Raw genomic sequence first — 18,878 nt, 5'->3', positions numbered from 1 at the left:
TGGGCTCGATGGCACGCACAAGAGCGCCATGGGACTGGCGCAGTCCAAAACCTGACGGGGGCAGTTTGCGTAACGCATTTGACTAGAGATACTTAGTAGTTTTGGGAGGGGTGGAGTGAAGGCTGGGAGAGGGGATTGCCGGTGCAATGGGCTCTGGGCGCACCGGTCGATAACGTTATTCGTAGCCGGTTTCGGCGTATTTTTGGGGGATGGCGATGTCCCAAAAGCGCCAACGTTTGACCGATAAAGGGTACCAAAGAGAATCGACAAGGGGCACCGGCGTAGGAGAATCGACGAGGAAACCGGTATAGTTGTTCGTCGTAGGCACGATGGCGACCGAACCGACTGTAAGCAAAACAATCAGCAAACACTATGAAAGTAGTATGAAGAAATACTTAATCCCCAAAACAGTCGGGCTCCTTGCAGCTGTAGGCCTTTTGGCCGGAGTGAGCATGAGTGCGAATGCAGCATGGTACTGGCAGAACATAACAGGCAATGGTACGGACATCGCATCACAACTTTCCATGGAGGTTGGCGGAAGTGGCAGCGCTCTCACATTGACGTTCAAGAATAATGTGGGCATCGCGTCGTCAATAACTGATATCTACATTGATGCTCCTCCGCCTGGGGGGGGAACTTCGCCTTCACCGTACTTTACGTCCGGCCCAACTTTTACTAGCAGCGCGGGTGTAAACTTCACCGTGGGCGCGGCTCCGCCCGATCTTCCTGGGGGGGGGGCGTTCAATTTTGTTGCCTCTTCTTCCGCTGATTCATCCGCGCCGCCTCCGCAAAACGGCGTGAATTCAGCTTCCGAGTGGTTAACATTGAGTTTTGTGTTAGCCGCGCCAACTACGGTAGATGATGTTATCGCCGCATTGAACAGCGGGCAATTCCGCGTTGGCTTGCACATTCAAGCGTTGCCTGGTGGTAAGTCTGACTCATATATGACGGTGGTCCCCGAACCCTCCACCTACATCGCCGGCGGCTTGGCCTTGCTGCCCTTGCTGTTCGGGTTGCGCTCCCGCTTCGGCAAGAAGGCCTGATTCCGTTCGATAGAACGTCCGTCACGCTTCGATCCAGTTCTTCAGCTCAAGGCCCTGAATGCCCCCGCATTCAGGGCCTTTTTCTTGGGTTCGGTAGCGGCATCCGGCTGACCGCTCCCCTCCATCCCGCACCCGCAGGGCCGGATCGCCACCCCGTTCGGTGTCCACGCTTCAGCGTGCCCGGCACACACTCATCCCGCTAAAGCCCACCCCCCAAACCCCACCCTCGATCCGCCAGCTCCATCCCGATCCGTCCCATCCGCCCCATCCGCCCCATCCGCGCCATCCTCCCCTTCAACTCACCCCCCTCTGACCCCTACTCGATCCCCGCCTCCTCGCCCCCGCCACTCCCCACCGGTTGCCCGAGCTGCACCGTCACCTCCCGGCACAGGTTCACAAACGTCTCCTCCGCCAGGTTCAGCGACCGCGACCGCCACCGCACGATCCCCCACTGGCGCCGCAGTTTCCGTCGCCCCAGCGACAACGCCACCAGCGTCCCCGCCCGCAGTTCGTCCCGGGCGATCCACGGTGCCAGGATGCTGATCCCCAGGTTCAGTTTCACCAGTTCCTTGATCGCCTCCATGCTCCCCAGCTCGATGAAGGTATTGAGGACCAGCCGTTCCTTCCGGAAATACTCGTCCACCAGCCGGAACGTGTAGCTGTTCTTCCCGTACAGAATGTAGTTCTGCGTCGGCACGTCCCGGCGGTCCACCGCCCCCGCCTGCGCCCACGCATGACGCGGACTGGTCAGGAACATCAGCTCGTCGGTAAACAGCGGATCGAACACCAGCTTCTCCTCCGGCTTCGGCTCCAGCGTCAGTGCCAGATCCACCCGCCCCGCGTGCAACAGATCCAGCATCTGCGCCGTGTCGGCCGGCACAATGGTGATCGCGTACTGGGCGAACCCCTCCTTGAACTCCCGCAACACCGTCGGGAGGATGTACGTGCACGCCGTCGTGCTCGCCGCCAGCCGCAACCGGCCCCGTCCCCACTTCCCCAGCCGCCCCAGCGATTCCCGCGCCTGATTCATCTCAGCGAGAATCTTCTCCGCGTGGTGCAGCAATTGTTCCCCCGCCAGCGTCAGGCTCACTTTTTTGCCCACCCTGTCGAAAAGCCGACACCCGACGTCCTCTTCCAGCGCCCGCATCGAGTGGCTGATCGCCGACTGCGACAAAAACAGCTCCCGCCCCGTCGTCGTGAAACTCCCCGTCCGCGCCAAGGTCGCAAACGCCCGAAGCTGCCGGCTGTCGAGCGGCGACCGGGTCCATGCACGCAATTCATCGTTCATCACAAAAACATGCTGAGCATTCATTGAGCCAGCCGGCTGCCGCTGGCATGACGACCGCTTGTCTCATGGCGCCGACGCACGTTGGCCAAAGATGAGCAGCCCGAGCCGTCAACCCAGTCCCCCGCCCCGCCGCCCCGCCGGCGAATGGACGCTCGGCTATGTCCCGCTCACCCACGCCGCCCCGCTGCTCGCCGCGCAACACCTCGGTCTCTTCGCCCGCCACGGACTCCGCGTCCGCCTCTGCCGCGAGATCGGCTGGGCCACCATCCGGGAAAAACTCCTCAGCGGCGAACTCGACGCCGCCCAGGCGCTGGCCCCCATGCCCCTCGCCATGACGCACGGCCTCAATTCCGCCCGCGTCGATTGCCTCACCGCCCTCGTCCTCAATCGCCATGGCAACACCGTCGTCCTTTCCCGACGCCTTCCCGTTCCCGACGCCGCCACCCCCGGCTGCCCGCAACTCCCGGAGCGGTCCGGCGAGGAACCCTACACCTTCGCCGTCGTCTATCCGCACTCGACGCAGTCCTTCCTCTTGCGCGCATGGCTCCGGCAAGCGGGTCTCATGCCGGACCGCGATTACCGCCTGGTGGTCGTCCCGCCCCCGCAGGTGGTCAGCCACCTCAAGGCGGGCCACATCGACGGATTCTGCGTCGGCGAACCCTGGGGTTCGATGGCCGCCCGGTCCGGTGCCGGCTTCATCGCGGCGCTCTCGGCCGACCTCGCACCCGGCCATGCCGAGAAAGTGCTCCTCGTCCGTCGCGACCGGGCCGAGCAACGCCCGGAGGAGCACCAACAACTTATCCGGGCCCTGTTGGACGCCTGCGCCTGGTGCGCCCATCCCGCCCATCACGAGGAAGCCGTCAGCCTGCTCGCCAGCCGGAATGGCCTCGCCCTGCCCCCCGAAGTCCTCCGCCCCGCACTGACCGGTCTCCTGAACCTCGGGGCCGGCCGCTCGGCCCATCGTCCCGACGTCCTGACCTTCCACGGCCCCAAGGTCAACCGGCCCACCCTCGAAGACGCCGCCTGGCTCGCCCGCCAATTGGATCTCCCCGTCGATCCCGATCTCCTCAGCCGCCTCTACCGAACCGACCTCCACGACGCTGCCATCGCGGGCTCGAGCCCGGTCCCGGTCCCCGATTCCGAACCCGGCCCCGAAGCCGCGGTCGGAGCCGGCCCCGTGACGGTCGCCCACCCTTAACCCCCTCCCCACACCCCAGACCCTATGATCCGTTCCCTCATCACCCTCGCCCTGCTGGCCCTTGTCTCCACCGTCTCGCCGGCCGCGCCGCTTCCCGAAAAGCCCGACCTCAAGTTCGGCTTCATCAAACTCACCGATTGCGCCCCGCTCGTCATCGCCAAGGAGAAGGGCTTCTTCGAAGACGAGGATCTCTACGTGACCCTCGAGGCCCAGGCGAACTGGAAGATCCTCCTCGACCGCGTCATCTCCGGCGAACTCGACGGCGCCCACATGCTCGCCGGCCAACCCCTCGCCGCCACCATCGGGTACGGCACCCGCGCCCACGTCGTGACCGCCTTCAGCATGGACCTCAACGGCAACGCCATCACCGTGTCGAAGGACGTCTGGGCCCGCATGCAGGCCGCCAATCCCGCCCTGCGTTCCCCGCGTCCGCCCCGCCCCATTCGCGCCGAGGCCCTTCGTCCCGTGGTCCAGGAATTCAAGGCGTCCAGTCAGGCCCTCCGCCTCGGCATGGTCTTCCCCGTCTCCACCCACAATTACGAACTCCGCTACTGGCTCGCCGCCGGCGGCATTCATCCCGGCTACTACACCCCCACCGACACCACCGGCACCCTCGATGCCGATGTCCTCATCTCGGTCACACCCCCGCCCCAGATGCCCGCCACCCTCGCCCAGGGCACCATCCACGGCTACTGCGTCGGCGAACCCTGGAACCAGCAGGCCGTCCTCCGCGACATCGGCGTCTCGGTCATCACCGACTACGAAATCTGGCGCAACAACCCCGAAAAGGTCTTCGGCGTCACCGCCGATTGGGCCGCCAAAAATCCCCGCACCCACATCGCCGCGGTCAAGGCCCTCATCCGCGCCGGACAATGGCTCGACGCCTCCCCCGCCAACCGCCGTGAAGCCGCCCGCCTCCTCGCCCGCTCCGAATACGTCGGCGCCGACGTCGCGGTCATCGCCAATTCCATGACCGGCACCTGGCAGTATTCGAAGGACGACAAACGCGATCTCCCCGATTTCAACGTCTTCTTCCGGCACCACGCCACCTACCCCTTCTACTCCGACGCGGTCTGGTACCTCACCCAGATGCGCCGCTGGGGCCAGATCGCCGAACCCCAGCCCGACGCCTGGTACCACGAAACCGCCCGCAGCGTGTACCGCCCCGACATCTATCGCGCCGCCGCCGCCGAACTCCTCGCCGAAGGCGTCCTCACCCGGGCCGACCTCCCCGACACCGACGGCTACAAGCCCCCCACCGACGCCTTCATCGACGGCGTGACCTACGACGGACGCCATCCCAACGCCTACCTCGCCCGTTTCCCCATCGGCCTCAAGGACACCACGGTCGCCGCCCGCTGAACCCCCTCCCGCATCCCGCACCCCTCCCCGCCTCCTCAACGCGCCCCCCATGTCGCCCACCGATCCCCATCCCGCCGTCCTCACCCTTGAACGCTGGGCCCGGAAGGCGTTCTTCACCGTCGGACTGCCCCTCCTCGCCTTCGTCCTCTTCCTCGGCGCCTGGTCCTGGGTCGCCGCCCGCATCGAGGTCGGCTTCGGCAAGCTCCCCGGCCCCCGCGCCGTCCTCACGGAGGTCGGCAATCTCTGGGAGGACCACCAGGGCGAACGCGAAAAGGCCGTCGCCTTCCAGAAACGCCAGGAGGAACGCAAGGCCCGCCTCCTCGCCGACAATCCCGACGCCCCCTGGACCGACCGCAAGTACGCCGGCAAACCCACCTACCTCGACCAGATCCTTACCAGTCTCAAAACCGTCTTCGCCGGGTTCCTGGTGGCCTCCCTCATCGCCGTGCCGCTCGGCATCGTCTGCGGACTCAGCCGCCCCTGCCACCTCGCCCTCAACCCGCTCATCCAGATCTTCAAGCCGGTCTCGCCCCTGGCCTGGCTGCCCATCGTCATGATCCTGGTCAGCGCCCTCTACAACCCCTCCCAGCCCCTCTTCGAAAAGGCCTTCCTCAGTTCCGCCTTCACCGTCGCCCTCTGCTCCCTCTGGCCCACGCTCATCAACACCTCCGTCGGCGTCGCCTCCATCGAGCAGGATTACCTCAACGTCGCCCGCGTCCTCAAACTCGGCTGGTTCCAGACCATCACCCGCATCGTCCTGCCCGCTGCCCTCCCCATGATCTTCACCGGTCTCCGCCTCTCCCTCGGCGTCGGCTGGATGGTCCTCATCGCCGCCGAAATGCTCGCCCAGAACCCCGGCCTCGGAAAATTCGTCTGGGACATGTTCCAGAACGGCAGCAGCCAGACCCTCGCCCAGATCATGGTCGCCGTCTTCACCATCGGCCTCATCGGCTTCGGTCTCGACCGCCTCATGCTCTCCCTCCAACGCGCCGTCAGCTTCGGCGCCACCCCCCGCTGACCATGGCCCTCCTCGAACTCCGCGATGTCCGCAAAGGCTTCGGCCCCGCCGATCGCACCGCGCCCGTCCTTCGCGACATCCGCCTCTCCGTGACCGAAGGCGAGTTCGTCGCCATCGTCGGCTACTCCGGTTCCGGCAAAACCACCCTCCTCAATCTCATGGCCGGACTCTCCCGCCCCGACGCCGGCTCCGTCCTCCTCAAGGGCATCCCCAATCCCGGACCCGGACCCGACCGCGCCGTGGTCTTCCAAAACTACTCCCTCCTCCCCTGGCTCACCGTCGCCGGCAACATCGCCCTCGCCGTCCATCGCGTCTTCCCCCACTGGCCCGCCGCCCGCCGGCAGGAACAGATCGACCGCCACATCGACCTCGTTCACCTCACCGCCGCCCGCGACAAACGCCCCCACGAACTGTCCGGCGGCATGCGCCAGCGTGTCAGCCTCGCCCGCGCCCTCGCCACCGATCCCGGCATCCTTCTCCTCGACGAACCCCTCGGCGCCCTTGACGCCCTCACCCGCGCCACGCTCCAGGACGAAATCGCCCGCCTCGGCCGCCGGCAGGGCAAGACCGTCGTCCTCATCACCAACGATCCCGACGAAGGCATCTACCTCGCCGACCGCATCATCCCCCTCACCGCCGGCCCCGCCGCCACCCTCGGCCCGTCCATCACCATCGATCTCCCCCACCCCCGCGACCGGCGCGCCCTCAATCACGACCCGCACTTCAAGTCCGTCCGCAAACAGGTGATCGAGTTCCTCCTCGATTCCGGCGGTCGCACCCGCTCCGCCGTCACCCGCCGCGTCGTCCTCCCCGACATCGAACCCGAGGATCTCAACCGTCCCCGCCCCATCTTCGGCCCCGGCCGCGGCCCGCGCCGCCGAAGCGAGGAACACCGCGAAACCGTGGAGGTCCAATGAGCGCCCACGTCGAACTGTTCAACCTCACCAAGTCCTACCCGTCCCCCCGCGGCCCCGCGGTCATCGTCCGCAATTTCAATCTCCACATCGCCCGCGGCGAGTTCGTCTGCCTCATCGGTCACTCCGGCTGCGGCAAGTCCACCGTCCTCTCCATGCTCGCCGGCCTCAACCCGCCCACCTCCGGCGGCATTGTCCTGGCCGGACGCGAACTCACCGGACCCGGGCCGGATCGGGGCGTGGTCTTCCAGTCGCCCTGCCTCCTCCCCTGGCTCAGCGCCTTCGACAACGTGATGCTCGGCATCAACCAGGTCTTCTACACCGCCAGCCGCGCCGAACGCCGCCAGATCGCCGAATACTACCTCACCCTCGTCGGACTGGCCGATGCCATGCACCGGCGCCCGCGCGAATTGTCCCAGGGCATGCGCCAGCGGGTCGGTATCGCCCGCGCCTTCGCCCTCCGCCCGCGCATGCTCCTCCTCGATGAACCGTTCGGCATGCTCGACGCCCTCACCCGCATGGAACTCCAGCAGGTCCTCCTCGACCTCGAATCCCGCAATCCCCTCACCGCCCTCATGGTCACCCACGACGTCGATGAGGCCCTCTTCCTCGCCGATCGCGTGGTGATGATGACCAATGGCCCCGCCGCCGAAGTTGGTGACATCCTCGAGATCCCGTTCCCCCGGCCCCGCCATCGCCGCGCCGTCCTCGAACACCCCGACTACTACCGCCTCCGCGAACACCTCATCGTCTTCCTCAACGAACGCGCTCACCACCGCCCCTCCGCCCCGCCCACCCCGGAGATCCCCAATCCCTCTCCCCCTGACCCGGCAACCCCGACCCGGACCCCCTCCCCACCCCCGCACGTCCCTCTTGCGGCCCGCCCCATGCCCGTCGGACCCTTGACGCACCTCAACGCGCCTTCCAAGCCGCACCCCCAGGCTGGTTGAGGTCCTTCAATCCACCATGAAAACCCATACCCGCATCTCCACCGCCTCCCTCACCCTGGCCCTGACCGCCGTCGGCGTCTCCGGCGTCTTCGCCCAGGCCCGCCCCTACGCCATGCCCGGCACCGCCCTCCCGGTCCCATCCGTCCCATCCGTCCCATCCGTCCCTTCCGCCCCATCCACCCCCGACACCCCACCCGCTCCCGCCCCCGCCCCCGGCACCCTCAACCGCCTCTTCAACACCGACCTCCCCGAGGCCCTCGGCAACAGCCGCCTTTCCCTCGATGCCCGGCTCCGCTGGGAATACGCCGATCAGGACGCCGTCGGCGGCGGGCCGGGCCCGCGTCACTCGAACGCCACCACGCTCCGCACCCGCTTCGGCCTGACCACCGGCTCCTTCCACGGCCTCCAGGCCATGATCGAGGGCGAAAACATCACCGCCCTCGGACCCAGTCACAATTACAACGCCGCCGGCTCCAACGGGCAGCCCGACCGCACCGTCATCGCCGACCCCACCACCACCGAACTCAACCAGGCCTGGGTGAGTTACCGGCGCTGGGACACCACCCTCAAGGCCGGTCGTCAGCGCCTCGCCCTCGACAACCATCGCTTCATCGGGGACGTCGCCTGGCGCCAGAACATGCAGACCTTCGATGCCGTCGGTCTCGAAAACAAATCCCTCCCCGATCTCACCCTCTACTACGCCTACCTCTGGGACATCCACCGCGTCTTCGGCGATGTCTCGGGTCTCCCCGCCGCCAATCGCGACCTCGACTCCGATTCCCATGTCGTCAACGCCTCCTGGTCCGGATGGAAGTACGGCCGCCTCACCGGCTATTCCTACCTCCTCGACCTCGAAAACGACGCCCCCGCGTCCCGCAACCTCTCCACCGCCACCTACGGCGCCTCCTTCGCCGGTCATGCCCCGCTCTCCGACACCGTCACCCTCGGCTACCGCGCCGAGTTCGCCTGGCAATCCGACTACGGCGACAGCCCGCTCGACTACGGGACCGAGTACTACAACGTCGAGGCCGGCGTGACCGTCAAGCCGGTCGCTCTCGGCGTCGGCTACGAGGTGCTCGGTTCCGACAACGGTCAGGGCTTCAAAACACCCCTCGCCACCCTCCATGCCTTCAATGGCTGGGCCGACGTCTTCCTCAACACCCCCGGCAACGGGCTCCGCGACTTCTACGCCTTCGCCCAGGTGAGCGTCCTCCCCGACCTCCCGATCCGCTTCGTCTTCCACCAGTTCCACTCCGAAACCGGCGGCGCCAACTACGGCCAGGAATACGGCGTCCTCGCCACCAAACGCTTCGGCAAACACTGGCTCGCCCTCGCCAAATACGCCCACTACGTCGCCGACGAAGGGCCCTACGCCAACACCGAACGGTTCTGGGTGGAGATGAACTTCACCTTCTGAGCCGTCCGGTGTCCCCCTCCCCTTGACGCCCGCGCCCTCCAGCCCCAGCACCGCCCCGCGGACGCTCCTCGACGACCTGCTCCGGGACCAGGGGGACCTCTCGGCCGTGGCCCGCTTCGCCCGCTGGCACGAACGCGCCCCGGCCGAACCCGACCTCGCCCGCCACTACCGCGCCCTCATCCCCCTCACCCGCCCCCGCCCCGGCGAACAGTACGGCTTCGAAGTCGATCTCGACGCCTGCTCCGGCTGCAAGGCCTGCGTCACCGCCTGCCACGCCCTCAACGGCCTCGACGATTCCGAAAGCTGGCGCCGCGTCGGCCTTCTCGTAGGCCCCCCTTCCGTCCCTCCCCCAATCGCGCAACCCGCCCACCCCCGCCAATCCGCCCACTCCGTCCAGCCCGGTTCCCCCACCCCGTCCGCCCCGCTCCTCCAGCACGTCACCGCCGCCTGCCATCACTGCCTCGAACCCGCCTGTCTCCACGGCTGCCCCGTCCTCGCCTACGACAAGGACCCCGTCACCGGCATCGTCCGCCACCTCGACGACCAGTGCATCGGCTGCTCGTACTGCGTGATGATGTGCCCCTACGAGGTGCCGCAGTACTCGCCCCGCCTCGGCATCGTCCGCAAGTGCGACCTGTGCCAAGGCCGCCTCGCCGACGCCGAAGCCCCCGCCTGCGTCCAGGCCTGCCCCACCGAAGCCATCCGCGTCCGCCTCGTGGACCGCACCCAGCTCGCCGCCTCCTGGCTCCTACCTGCCCCTCTCCCTTCCGGAGGGACTTCCGGAGGGACGAGCTCCGCGAGTCCTCACTCCATCGCTCCAACCCCCTGCGGCCTCGCAAAACCCAGCCCTCCGATCGCACCCCCTCCGCTTCCCTCCGCAACGCCTCCCAACCCCTTCCTCCCCGCATCCCCCTCCCCCACACTCACCCTCCCCACCACCCGCTACCTCTCGCGACGCCATCGCCTTGACCACGCCCGCGCCGCCGACGCCCACCTCGTTCAACCCGCCCCCGCCCACCCCTCCCTCGTCGCCTTCCTCACCCTGAGCCAGCTCTCCGTCGGATGGCTGACCCTCCACGCCCTGCTCTCCCTCCTCCCATCCCCTGCCGCGGTCCCCGTCTCCCCCGGCCCGATCCTGCCCATCCTCCTCCTCCAACTCGTCGCCCTCGCCCTCGCCACCCTGCACCTCGGCCAACCCCTCCGCGCCTGGCGCGCCTTCCTCGGCTGGCGCACCTCCTGGTTCAGCCGCGAAGTCATCGCCTTTGGCGCCTATGCCGGACTCCTCACCGCCACCGCGTTCGCCTCGTACTTCCCCGCCTTGGCCCCATGGACACCTGGGCTCACCGCCGCCACCGCCGCCTGCGGCCTCGCCGGCGTGGTCAGCTCCGCCATGATCTACGCCGCCACCCGTCGCCGCTTCTGGAACCTCCCTTCCGTTGCCGGCCGATTCCTCGGCGCCACGCTCGCCCTCGGCGCCACCGCGGTCCTCGCCGGGTCCCCCGCCGAATCACCGCTCACCCGGATCCTCGCCTCCCTCGCCCTGGCCGGCATCGCCCTCGGGGCCGCCGCGGAATGGATCCCGTTCCGGCGTCGCCCTCCGTCCGACCCCGAACTCGCCCGCAGCGCCGCCCTCCTTCGCGCCCCTTTCCTCGGACTCTGGACCGCCCGCGGGATCGCCGCCGGCCTCGCCACCACCGGCCTTGCCACCGTTCTCGCCGGCGCCACGCCCCTCGTCGCGTGGCCGATCCTCCTCGCCCTCGCCCTCGGAATCGTCCTCGAACGTCACCTGTTCTTTGTCGCCGTCGCCCCCGACCGCATGCCCGGAGGAATCGCTTCGTGAACCTCTCCCCAACCCAGCCCCCGACCTCACCGCCCCGCCCGACCGGCCCGCTCGCGCTCCTCCGCCGCTGGGACGGCTCGATGACCCGCGAACTCGCCCGCACCGCGCCCACCGGCGGACTCGGCCAGCTCCCCGAACGCCTCGCCCCCCAGGCAACCACCGATCTGATCTGCGGCTTCTGCGCCACCGGTTGCAGCCTCCGCGTCCACCTCCGCGATGGCCACGCCGTGAACCTCTCCCCAACCCCCGACTACCCGGTGAATCTCGGCATGGCCTGCCCCAAAGGCTGGGAAGCCCTCACCCCGCTGGCCGCCCCGGATCGCGCCGTCACCCCGCTCCTCCGCGACGCCACCGGCACCCAGCGCCCCGTGTCCTGGGACGTCGCCATCGACACCTTCGTCCACCGCTTCCGCGACACCCTCGAACGCCACGGCCCGGAAAGCATCGCCTTCCTCGGCACCGGACAAATCTGCACCGAGGAAATGGCCCTCCTCGGCGCGCTCTTCAAATTCGGCATGGGCGGACTCCACGGCGATTCCAACACCCGCCAGTGCATGGCCACCTCCCACGTCGCCTACAAGGAAAGCTTCGGCTTCGACGCCCCCCCCTACACCTACGCCGATTTCGAGGCGTCCGATGTCCTCGTCTTCCTCGGCTCCAATCTCGCCATCGCCCATCCCATCCTCTGGCAGCGCGTCCAGCGCAACCCCCATCGCCCCGCCCTCCTCGTCATCGATCCGCGCCGCACCGAAACCGCCAGCGCCGCCACCCAGCATCTCGCCCTCCGCCCCAAGTCCGATCTCGTCCTCCTCTACGGCCTTGCCCATCTCATCATCGCCTCGGGCTGGCACCAACCCGCCTTCATCGAAGCCCACACCACCGGCTTCGCCGGGTTCCGCGAGTTCGTCCGCGAGTTCACCCCGGACCGCGTGGCCGCCGAGACCGGCCTGACGGTGGGCACGCTCTTCCGCGCCGCGGAGACCATCGGACGCGGCCGCGCCGTGAGCTTCTGGTGGACCATGGGGGTCAACCAGGGCCACGAGGCCGTCCGCACCGCCCAGGCCGTCATCAATCTCGCCCTCATCACCGGCAACATCGGCCGCCCCGGAACCGGTCCCAACTCCATCACCGGCCAGTGCAATGCCATGGGCTCCCGCCTCTTCAGCAACACCACCAGCCTCCTCGGCGGTCGCCGCTTCGATCAACCTGCCCACCGCGCCGACGTCGCCCGCCTCCTCGGCTTCCCCGAGTCCTCCATCCCGTCCCAGCCGTCCCTCGCCTACGACCAGATCCTCGACCGCGTCGCCGCCGGCCAGATCCGCGCCCTCTGGATCATCGCCACCAACGGCGCCCATTCCTGGATCGACCGCGCCGCCTTCCGCCGCGCCCTCGAACGCCTCGACTTCCTCGCCGTCCAGGATCTCTACCCGTCCACCGACACCGCCCAACTCGCGCATCTCGTCCTCCCCGCCGCCGGCTGGGGAGAAAAGGACGGCACCTTCATCAACTCCGAACGCCGCCTCGGCATCGTCCGCAAAGTCGCCCGCGCCCCGGGACAGGCCCTCTCCGATTTCGCCATCTTCCGCCTCGTCGCCGACCGCTGGGGTTGCGGACCGCAATTCGCCGAATGGACCTCCCCCGCCGCGGTGTTTCGCATCCTGCAACGCCTCTCCGCCGGCCAACCCTGCGACTTCACCGGCATCCGCGACTACGACCACCTCGCCGACTCCGGCGGCATCCAATGGCCCTTTCCCCAACCCGAAGGCGCCCCGCCTCCCGACCCCTCCCAACCCGCGTCCCCCTCCAGCGAACGGCGCCTCTTCGCCAACGGCCGCTTCTTCACACCCGACGGCCGCGCCCGCCTCCTCTTCGAGGCGCCACGACCCGCCCCCGAATCCCCCGACCGCAACTACCCGCTCATCCTCCTCACCGGCCGCGGCACCTCCGCCCAATGGCACACCCAGACCCGCACCGGCAAATCCGCCATCCTCCGCCAGCTCCACCCCCGGCGCTGCTACCTCGAAATCCATCCCGACGACGCCGCCCAGCTCGGCGTCACCCCCAACGCCGAAGTCACCGTATCCTCCCGCCGCGGATCCCTCACCGCCACCGCCTTCATCGTCGCCACCGTTCAACCCGGCCAGGTCTTCCTCCCCATGCACTACCCCGAAGTCAACCGGCTCACCCTCCCCGCCTACGATCCCCACTCCCGCCAACCCGCCTACAAACACTGCGCCGTCACCGTCACCCCCCTCCCCCCCTCATCGGGGTCACATCTCTGAATTTGACATTTGCTCCCCCCCCGAAGTCCCCCCCCCTTCGTCAATCTCCACCCTCCACCCTCCACCCTCCACCCTCCACCCTCCACCCTCCACCCTCCACCCTCCACCCTCCACCCTCCGTCTTCAGGTTTCAGCCTTCAGGTTTCAGCCTTCAGATCCCCCTCCCATGCCCCTCTCCACCTTCAACCCCGAACAAAAAGAATACCTCACCGGCTTCCTCGCCGGCATCGCGCAGCGCCAGCTCTATCCCTACGTCGGTGCACTGCCCGATACCGGCACCCTGACGGACAACTCCAACCTCGGCGGACCCAACCTCGCTGCGCCCGCCGAGGAAACCGTCCATGGCACCCCGATCTCCGACCTCACCCGCCAGGAACTCTGGAAGCGTGAACTCCACGGACTCGACGCCTGGGATCGCCTCCTTGAACACGCCGAACAGAACCGCTTCCCCGACGCCGCCGACACCTTCCGCTTCCGGTACCACGGTCTCTTTTACGTCGCCCCCGCCCAGAACAGCTTCATGCTCCGCTGCCGCATCCCTGCCGGCGAACTCACCGCCGCCCAACTCACCGGGCTGGCCGCACTCAGCGACGACTTCGGCGACGGCAAGGCCGCCGTCACCACCCGTTCCAATCTCCAGATCCGCGGCATCGCCCCGCGCCATCTCGTCCAGGTCGTCACCCGCCTCCAATCCCTCGGCCTCACCTCCCGCGGCTCCGGCGTGGACAACGTCCGCAACATCACCGCCTCCCCCACCGCCGGCTTCGACCCCCAGGAACTCCTCGACACCCGCCCCTACGCCCACGCCCTCCACCACTACATCCTCAATCACCGCGACCTCTACGACCTTCCCCGCAAGTTCAACGTCGCCTTCGAGGGCGGCGGATCCATCGACACCGTCGCCGACACCAACGACATCGGCTTCATGGCCGTCACCGTCCCTCCGGACACCACCGGCACCCCCCTCTCCGACCCCGCCCCCATCCCCCTCGAACCCGGCGTCCACTTCCGTCTCGAACTCTGCGGCATCACCGGCCATCGCCAGCTCGCCACCGACTCCGGCCTCGCCATCCCGCCCTCCCAGGCCGTCGCCGTCGCCGCCGCCATGATCCGCGTCTTCATCGCCCATGGCGACCGCACCGACCGCAAGAAGGCCCGCCTCAAGTACCTCGTGGACCGCTGGGGCATCCCGAAATTCCTCGAGGAGACCCAGAAGAAGCTCGCCTTCCCCCTTCTTCGCGTCCCCCTCGATCGCTGCCAGCCCCGTTCCCCCGCCATCAAACACGGTCACCTCGGCACCTATCGCCAGCGCCAGCCCGGCCTCAACTACCTCGGCGTCGTCGTGCCCGTCGGCATCCTCACCTCCCGCCAGATGCGCCGCCTCGCCGACCTCGCCGCCAACTACGGCAGCGGACATCTCCGCCTCACCCCCTGGCAGAACGTCCTCATCCCCGATCTCCCCGACGCCTTCGTCCCCACCGTCCAGCGCCAGCTCGTCCGCATCGGACTCCATCACCGCGCCGAAAGCGTCACCGGCGGACTGGTCGCCTGCACCGGCAACGCCGGCTGCCAATGGGCCGCCACCGCCACCAAGGCCCATGCCCTCGCCCTCGCCCGGCACCTCGAACCCCGCGTCGCCCTCGACCGCCCCATCAACATCCACCTCACCGGCTGCCCCAATTCCTGCGCCCAACACTACGTCGGCGACATCGGCCTCCAGGGCGTCAAGGTCCCGTCCGGCAGCGCCACCGCCGAAGGCTACCACGTCGTCCTCGGCGGCGGCACCGGCGCCGAAAGCGGCATCGGCCGCCAGGTCTTCACCGCCCTTCCCTTCGAACAGATCCCCCCGCTCCTCGAACGGCTCCTCCTCCACTACCAGGACCGGCGCCACCCCGGCGAATCGTTCATCGAGTTCACCCGGCGCCACGACCTCGACGCCCTCCAGCAAATGGCTTCCTGATCCCGCGCCGTCTCCGACCCTCCCCACCTCCCCCCATACCCAAACCCCAACCCCGCGCCGCCATGACCCGGTACGTCCCCGTCCTCCCCGCCGACGCCCCCTTCACCGCCGAACAGCGCGCCTACCTCAACGGCTTCCTCGCCGGACTCTTCTCCCACACACCCATCCCAGGTCCCGGCACCCCGACGCCTGCGCCCACTCCCGCCCTCGCGCCGCTGACCGTCGCCTTCGGCTCCCAGACCGGCAATGCCGAGCGCCTTGCCAGGCGCATCGCCAAACTCGCCGGCCAGCGCGGCTTCGCCCCCACCGTCCACGACCTCGCCAGCTATTCCCCCGCCCAGCTCGCCGCTGATCCCGCCGTCCTCCTGGTCGTCAGCACCTACGGCGACGGCGAACCGCCTGACAACGCCCGCGCCTTCTGGCAATCCCTCGCCGCCGAAAACGCCCCGCGCTGCGAACGCACCCGCGTCGCCATCTGCGCCCTCGGCGACTCCAACTACCCCCGCTTCTGCCAGTTCGGTCGCGACCTCGACGCCCGCCTCGAATCCCTCGGCGCATCCCGCCTCGTCCCCCGCCAGGACTGCGACGCCGACTTCGAACGCGAGTTCCAATCCTGGCTCGAAGCCGCCCTCACGTCCCTCACGCCCCCTGCGTCCCTTCCGTCCCTTCCGTCCCTTCCGTCCCTTCCCCCCCCTCCACCCCCCACCTTCACCCGCTCCAACCCCTACCCCTCCCTCCTCAAGACCAACCGCCCCCTCGGCGCCCCCGGCTCCGCCAAGGATGTCCGCCACTTCGAACTCGATCTTGCCGGCTCCGGCCTCACCTACGAAGCCGGCGACGCCCTCGGCGTCTGGCCCACCCAATGTCCCGAACTCGTCCGCGCCATCCTCGACGCCCTCGGCTGCGACGGCGAAGAAGCCGTCCCCGGTCGCGACGACGACACCGTCCCGCTCCGCCTCGCCCTCCTCAATCACTACGAACTCGGCCGCCTCACCCCCTCCCTCCTTGCCCACTTCGCCCGGCACACCGGCGACCCCGTCCTCCAGCGCATCACCGCCCCCGACGCCAACGGCGAACTCCAGGCCTACACCCGCGGTCGCGACCTCCTCGACCTGCTCCTCGACCACCCCCAGGTCCGACCCGACCCCGCCGCCTTCGTCGGACTTCTCCGCAAACTCCAGCCCCGTCTCTACTCCATCTCCTCCAGCCCCAAGGCCCATCCCGGCGAAGTCCACCTCACCGTCAGCGCGGTCCGCTACCATGCCCTCCAGCGCGACCGTCGCGGCGTCGCCTCCTGCTTCCTCGCCGACCGCGCCGCCCCGCCCGCCACCGTCCCCGTCTTCGTCCACGCCAACCCCTCCTTCCGCCCGCCCGCGCCCGACGTCCCCCTCATCATGATCGGACCCGGCACCGGCATCGCCCCCTTCCGCGCCTTCCTCGAGGAACGCCGCGCCCTCGGCGCCCCCGGTCCCAACTGGCTCTTCTTCGGCGACCAGCGCGCCGCCACCGACTACCTCTATCGCGACGAACTCGAAACCTTCGCCCGCGACGGACTCCTCACCCGCCTCGACCTCGCCTGGTCCCGCGACCAATCGGAAAAAATCTACGTCCAGCATCGCCTCCTCGAAGCCGCCCGCGAGCTCTGGGACTGGCTCGAACGCGGCGCCGCCCTCTACGTCTGCGGCGACGCCACCCGCATGGCCCGCGACGTCGAGACCGCCCTCCATCGCGTCATCCAGGAAGCCGGCGGCCGCACCCCCGACCAGGCCGCCGAATACCTCCGCCACCTCCAATCCCAATCCCGTTACCGCCGCGACATCTACTGACACGCCCCGGACAATCCGCCCTCCGATGGCACCCCCCTGCTTCCCTCCGGAGGGACGAGCTCCGCGAGTCCCCAATCCGTCGCCCCACACCCTTTCCCCCTTACTCGGATCTCGTACTCAGCCCGAAGGGCGGTACTCGTACGCGTCATCGATCCCGCAGACACACCCCCTCGATCATCGCCCCCTCGCCAGCCCGATGGGTTCGATCCTGCCCGGACCTCCCATTCCGCGTGGAAACGGGGGAGGGCGATTACGAGTACGAGTACGAGTACGAGGCCTGCTGCAAGAGAACTGAGATGCGCCCAACGCCCCACTCCCCTCGCGGCCTCGTAGAACTCGGCCCTCCGATTCACCCTTCGGAGGGACGAGCTCCGCGAGTCCCCAATCCATCGCCCCACCCCCCTGCAGCCTCGTGGAACTCGGCCCTCCGATTGCACCCCTCGCTTCACCCTCCGGAGGGACGAGCTCCGCGAGTCCCCAATCCATCGCTCCACCCCCCTGCGGCCTCGTGGAACTCGGCCCTCCGATTGCACCCCTCGCTTCACCTTCCGGAGGGACGAGCTCTGCGAGTCCGCCCCACTCCCCTTCCACCCTCGCCGAACTCCGCGAACCCCTGAAGCAACGCCATTCCTCGATCCAGGGCGCCACAATCCCTCACCCAGCCGCCTCAGAAACCCGCAGGGTTTCCAGCGATTAGCCGGGGGTCGAACCCGGCTTCGCGGGTTCGACCCCCGGAATGATTCCCCTCCCACCTCCCGACCCCGCCGGGGGTCGCAGATCTTGGCGCAACACGAGGAGCGGGCGAGACGCGTCCCGGAACGCCTACACATAAGGAGCGAACGACGAAGCTCGTGCCCGCAAAGATCAAGCCAGCGCGCCCGACCCTATTGCATGGCTGCGGCTCAGATCTCCCGGTCCAGCATCTCCAGAAACTGGCGCGGCGAAAGGATACGAACGCCGGCGTACTGGCCCAGTACCAGCAGATCCTGATCACCCGTGACAACGACATCCGCTCGACCGGCAACCGCCGTGGCGAGCACCCAGTCATCGTCGGAATCCCGGCAGACGGGCGCCGGCAGGGGAAGCGGCGAAACCAGGGTCGCGCGCTCTCGATACGCGGTCAGGAACGGAATCTCATCCGGATTGACATCGAACCTCTTGCGGAACTGTCCGGCGAGTTCATCCAGCAGAACATCGGAAGTCAGGAGTTCATGGGCCCGGATGCGCTTGCTGACCAGATCGCGGCACAACCCGTCGGCGAGCACGGCCGCCAGCAGGACATTCGTGTCGAGGACCACCTTCACGAGATCACCCGGAAGACATCCTCATCCGTGTACAGGCCCTGGGCGCGGGCCATGGGAGCGAGCTTGCGACGCGATGCCTCGATCGCTTCCTCCCACAGCATCTCCTGCACCGCGCGGCGAATGAACTCGCTCTGGGTCAGCTTCCGGCGTTTGCAGGCCCGGGCCACCTGCTGGCGCAATTCCGCGGGAAGACTGATGGTGAGCGTGTCCCTCATGGTGTAAGACAATATGTGACAGCCAGTCCACCGTCAACGTTCCCGCGACAGACCCACTCCGTCGCCCCACTCCCCTTCCACCCTCGCCGAACGCCGCCAACCCCTGAAGCAACGCCATTCCTCGGTCCAGGGCGCCACAATCCCTCACCCAGCCACCTCAGAAACCCGCAGGGTTTCCAGCGATTAGCCGGGGGTCGAACCCGGCCTCGCGGGTTCGACCCCCGGAATGAATGCCCTCCCACCTCCCGACCCCGCCAGGGG

General features: G+C 68.1%; 14 protein-coding genes. 11 read left to right on the top strand and 3 right to left on the bottom strand.

Going from position 1 to position 18,878, the window contains the following annotated elements; genetic code table 11:
• Positions 1 to 329: 329 nt before the first annotated feature.
• Complete coding sequence (locus tag KF833_11300) at positions 330 to 1,043, top strand: hypothetical protein (GenBank protein MBX3745883.1); 714 nt, start codon at positions 330 to 332, stop codon at positions 1,041 to 1,043.
• Between the two features lie 316 nt (positions 1,044 to 1,359).
• On the opposite strand, the gene KF833_11295 is transcribed toward KF833_11300, so the two are convergent.
• Positions 1,360 to 2,331, bottom strand: a complete 972-nt coding sequence (locus KF833_11295) for a LysR family transcriptional regulator (protein ID MBX3745882.1) — start codon at positions 2,329 to 2,331, stop codon at positions 1,360 to 1,362.
• A 91-nt stretch (positions 2,332 to 2,422) separates the two neighbouring features.
• Here KF833_11295 and KF833_11290 point away from each other — a divergent pair, with 91 nt between their 5' ends.
• The 10 genes from KF833_11290 to KF833_11245 all read left to right on the top strand — a co-directional run bounded on the left by KF833_11290 (position 2,423) and on the right by KF833_11245 (position 17,098).
• Positions 2,423 to 3,529: an ABC transporter substrate-binding protein gene (locus KF833_11290; GenBank protein ID MBX3745881.1), complete on the top strand. Its 1,107-nt coding sequence runs from the start codon at positions 2,423 to 2,425 to the stop codon at positions 3,527 to 3,529.
• A gap of 24 nt (positions 3,530 to 3,553) precedes the next feature.
• Positions 3,554 to 4,891, top strand: a complete 1,338-nt coding sequence (locus tag KF833_11285; GenBank protein MBX3745880.1) for an ABC transporter substrate-binding protein — start codon at positions 3,554 to 3,556, stop codon at positions 4,889 to 4,891.
• A 49-nt stretch (positions 4,892 to 4,940) separates the two neighbouring features.
• Positions 4,941 to 5,909 carry an ABC transporter permease gene (locus KF833_11280; protein MBX3745879.1) on the top strand — a complete coding sequence of 323 codons (969 nt, stop codon included), beginning with the start codon at positions 4,941 to 4,943 and terminating at the stop codon, positions 5,907 to 5,909.
• A gap of 2 nt (positions 5,910 to 5,911) precedes the next feature.
• Positions 5,912 to 6,826, top strand: coding sequence for an ABC transporter ATP-binding protein (locus tag KF833_11275; protein MBX3745878.1), 915 nt, complete (start codon positions 5,912 to 5,914; stop codon positions 6,824 to 6,826).
• Positions 6,823 to 7,773, top strand: a complete 951-nt coding sequence (locus KF833_11270) for an ABC transporter ATP-binding protein (protein ID MBX3745877.1) — start codon at positions 6,823 to 6,825, stop codon at positions 7,771 to 7,773. The genes KF833_11275 and KF833_11270 overlap by 4 nt, the downstream gene beginning before the upstream one ends.
• A 16-nt stretch (positions 7,774 to 7,789) precedes the next feature.
• Complete coding sequence (locus KF833_11265; protein MBX3745876.1) at positions 7,790 to 9,190, top strand: alginate export family protein; 1,401 nt, start codon at positions 7,790 to 7,792, stop codon at positions 9,188 to 9,190.
• A gap of 22 nt (positions 9,191 to 9,212) precedes the next feature.
• Positions 9,213 to 11,030 (top strand): dimethyl sulfoxide reductase anchor subunit, encoded by a 1,818-nt coding sequence (locus tag KF833_11260; GenBank protein MBX3745875.1) that lies wholly within the window; start codon positions 9,213 to 9,215, stop codon positions 11,028 to 11,030.
• A gap of 80 nt (positions 11,031 to 11,110) precedes the next feature.
• On the top strand, positions 11,111 to 13,312 hold the full coding sequence (locus tag KF833_11255; protein ID MBX3745874.1) for a nitrate reductase: 2,202 nt from the start codon (positions 11,111 to 11,113) through the stop codon (positions 13,310 to 13,312).
• Between the two features lie 166 nt (positions 13,313 to 13,478).
• Complete coding sequence (locus tag KF833_11250) at positions 13,479 to 15,272, top strand: NirA family protein (protein ID MBX3745873.1); 1,794 nt, start codon at positions 13,479 to 13,481, stop codon at positions 15,270 to 15,272.
• Between the two features lie 62 nt (positions 15,273 to 15,334).
• Positions 15,335 to 17,098: a sulfite reductase subunit alpha gene (locus KF833_11245; protein ID MBX3745872.1), complete on the top strand. Its 1,764-nt coding sequence runs from the start codon at positions 15,335 to 15,337 to the stop codon at positions 17,096 to 17,098.
• Between the two features lie 902 nt (positions 17,099 to 18,000).
• Here KF833_11245 and KF833_11240 read toward each other — a convergent pair.
• Together KF833_11240 and KF833_11235 are read right to left on the bottom strand one after the other, a co-directional pair.
• Entirely contained in the window at positions 18,001 to 18,402 is a 402-nt protein-coding gene (locus KF833_11240; GenBank protein MBX3745871.1) for a putative toxin-antitoxin system toxin component, PIN family, read from the bottom strand.
• Positions 18,399 to 18,617 (bottom strand): ribbon-helix-helix protein, CopG family, encoded by a 219-nt coding sequence (locus KF833_11235; GenBank protein MBX3745870.1) that lies wholly within the window; start codon positions 18,615 to 18,617, stop codon positions 18,399 to 18,401. Before KF833_11235 ends, KF833_11240 begins: the two co-directional genes overlap by 4 nt.
• Positions 18,618 to 18,878: the final 261 nt, after the last annotated feature.

This window comes from Verrucomicrobiia bacterium (assembly GCA_019634625.1).
GTDB lineage: Bacteria > Verrucomicrobiota > Verrucomicrobiia > Limisphaerales > CAIMTB01 > CAIMTB01.
This window is presented reverse-complemented; position numbering and strand designations above follow the sequence as displayed.

What these genes read in the sequence shown, in the direction of transcription:
- KF833_11290 (MBX3745881.1), top strand. Translation starts at nt 2,423, where the DNA reads ATGAGCAGCCCGAGCCGTCAACCCAGTCCCCCGCCCCGCCGCCCCGCC.
- KF833_11265 (MBX3745876.1), top strand. Translation starts at nt 7,790, where the DNA reads ATGAAAACCCATACCCGCATCTCCACCGCCTCCCTCACCCTGGCCCTG.
- KF833_11280 (MBX3745879.1), top strand. Translation starts at nt 4,941, where the DNA reads ATGTCGCCCACCGATCCCCATCCCGCCGTCCTCACCCTTGAACGCTGG.
- KF833_11270 (MBX3745877.1), top strand. Translation starts at nt 6,823, where the DNA reads ATGAGCGCCCACGTCGAACTGTTCAACCTCACCAAGTCCTACCCGTCC.
- KF833_11235 (MBX3745870.1), bottom strand. Translation starts at nt 18,617, where the DNA reads ATGAGGGACACGCTCACCATCAGTCTTCCCGCGGAATTGCGCCAGCAG.
- KF833_11295 (MBX3745882.1), bottom strand. Translation starts at nt 2,331, where the DNA reads ATGAACGATGAATTGCGTGCATGGACCCGGTCGCCGCTCGACAGCCGG.
- KF833_11245 (MBX3745872.1), top strand. Translation starts at nt 15,335, where the DNA reads ATGACCCGGTACGTCCCCGTCCTCCCCGCCGACGCCCCCTTCACCGCC.
- KF833_11300 (MBX3745883.1), top strand. Translation starts at nt 330, where the DNA reads ATGGCGACCGAACCGACTGTAAGCAAAACAATCAGCAAACACTATGAA.
- KF833_11255 (MBX3745874.1), top strand. Translation starts at nt 11,111, where the DNA reads ATGACCCGCGAACTCGCCCGCACCGCGCCCACCGGCGGACTCGGCCAG.
- KF833_11250 (MBX3745873.1), top strand. Translation starts at nt 13,479, where the DNA reads ATGCCCCTCTCCACCTTCAACCCCGAACAAAAAGAATACCTCACCGGC.
- KF833_11275 (MBX3745878.1), top strand. Translation starts at nt 5,912, where the DNA reads ATGGCCCTCCTCGAACTCCGCGATGTCCGCAAAGGCTTCGGCCCCGCC.
- KF833_11285 (MBX3745880.1), top strand. Translation starts at nt 3,554, where the DNA reads ATGATCCGTTCCCTCATCACCCTCGCCCTGCTGGCCCTTGTCTCCACC.